We start from the raw sequence: 2,006 nt of genomic DNA, 5'->3' as shown, positions 1-2,006 counted from the left end.
GATCACGCGCAGCATTTGCCTCAGCGGGCAGAATTGCTAGAAATGCTGCTGGATACACAGCAGGTCTTGTCGATAGAACAGCTCAGTGATCGTCTGCGTTGTTCGAGAGATGCCGTGGAAAAGCAGCTGCCATGGATCCGCGACTGGCTGTCACGCTATCAGATCTGCCTGCATGTACAGACCGGTGTTGGGCTATATATAGAAGGGTCGGAAAAAAATTGGCGCATCGCACGCATTGAACACATCGCTGCATTTCATGCAGACGCTGTTATGACGTATTTTTCCGCGCCAGAACATAATACACCGCCGCTGCTGTTCCGTGTCCTTTCCAAAGAAGAGCAGCTTGGATTGCTGTCGATTCTTCGGCGGGCACAAGCCTATCAGGAGATTTATCTGACAGATGAAGGATTTTTGCGTGTCTATCTTTGTGCAGGACTGATGCTTTGGCGCGTTCGGCAGGGGCATCCGCTGCGTTTGGATCGAGAAGAGATGGAACGATTGCAGCGGCTGCCGGAATATGCCATGGCTGAACACGTGGCAGATATGCTGCAAGAACACAGTAGGATTGTAGTAGACAGCGCAGAAATCGGCTTTTTGGCGATGTATTTTGCAAACAGCGATGTGATGCCGGAGCAAACAGCAGAACTGATGACAGGGGAAGTACATCGGCTGTATTTGGCACAGCGCATCATTGGTGCGGCACAGCGCGAACTGCATTTGGATTTTTCGGCGGATGAACAGCTGCTAGAAGGATTATATGCGCATTTACAGGCAACATGCAGTCGCCTGCGATTGGGCAGTCCGATTGAAAATCCCCTGATGCAGGAAATCATAGATACCTATCCAGAATTGTATGCTGCGACGCGCAATGCTTGTGAAGTGTTCAAAGAAATTCTCCATGTAGAGACAATTCCACCGGAGGAGTGCGCGTATATCGCGATGCATTTGGGCGCGGCGATGGAGAGAATGCAGGAACAGGCACAGAATATTTCGGCTGTCGTGGTGTGCCCGGTTGGAATCAGTGGAGCCAGCCATTTGGCGGCAGAAATTACGCGTCGGTTTCCGCAGATTATCGTGCATCGGATTGTCAGTGCAGTCAATATTGATACCCGACAATTGCGCCGAGATGGCGTGGATTTGATCATTTCTACCATTGATTTGCCTATATCTTATCCGATGGTACGTGTTAGTCCGCTGCTCAATCGAAGAGATTTTACGCGCATTGATGCATCACTTACCATGGCAATCCAGCGCAAGCAGGAGTATCAGCCGGAAGAACGTCCGATCACACAGAGAAAGGATATTGCGTTTGTCGCGCGATTTAGTGATGAAATGCTCCGTTTGACGCAGAATATTCCGTGGCATCAAATTCCGAGCATTCAAAAGATAGAGGATTTGGCATACTATGCAGCGCACATGATGATTGCAGAGGATATTGCTGCGAATCAGCTGGAGCAACAGCTGCTGTATCAGATGTATCAATCGGACAGCTATTTGCAGCCGTATCATCGGTTGATTGTTTGCTGCACGACGGAATACACACAGCATTGCCGCATGGGATATTTGCAGCTCAAAATGCCGTATACCGACGAAGACCAGCGGCAAATCGAGGGATGTTTGCTCCTGCTCGTGCCGGAGAGAGATACTACTGGTGCAGCGGCATACTTGATGCATTGGGCATGTGCGGCAATACTGCACGGCAGAGCGTATTTGCAGGATATGCAGCACGGAGAAAGTGCTGCCTTTGTGCAGCGTTTGGAGCGCGATGTCGCGCAGTGCTATGCCAATATCGTGCGGCAGCATTTGCCGGAATAATACAAGAGAGAAGCTGTTGCTCAAGGGCAACAGTTTTTTCTTGCAAAATACAATCAGTTCTTGACGGAAAGAAATAAAGATAATATAATAAATTGAACGAAACAGGGGAGCTTGTGTAAACCGGCTGAGAGTAGGCAACCGCCTTGACCCTTGACCTGATTTGGGTAATGCCAACGTAGGAAGAGATTTTT

Annotated in this window: 1 protein-coding gene; it reads left to right on the top strand. The window is 49.3% G+C overall.

Annotated features, from left to right (window positions below; all coding sequences use genetic code 11):
• Positions 1–1,815 (top strand): BglG family transcription antiterminator (locus tag ACR0P9_RS11595; protein WP_432620311.1); only part of this gene is annotated, 1,815 nt, incomplete at its 5' end.
• Positions 1,816–2,006: the final 191 nt, after the last annotated feature.

It is taken from the genome of Butyricicoccus sp. (assembly GCF_050872565.1).
In the GTDB taxonomy this organism is placed as follows: Bacteria; Bacillota; Clostridia; order Oscillospirales; family Butyricicoccaceae; genus Butyricicoccus_A.
Note: the sequence above shows the minus strand (reverse complement) of the source record. Positions and strands in the feature narration are given on the sequence as shown.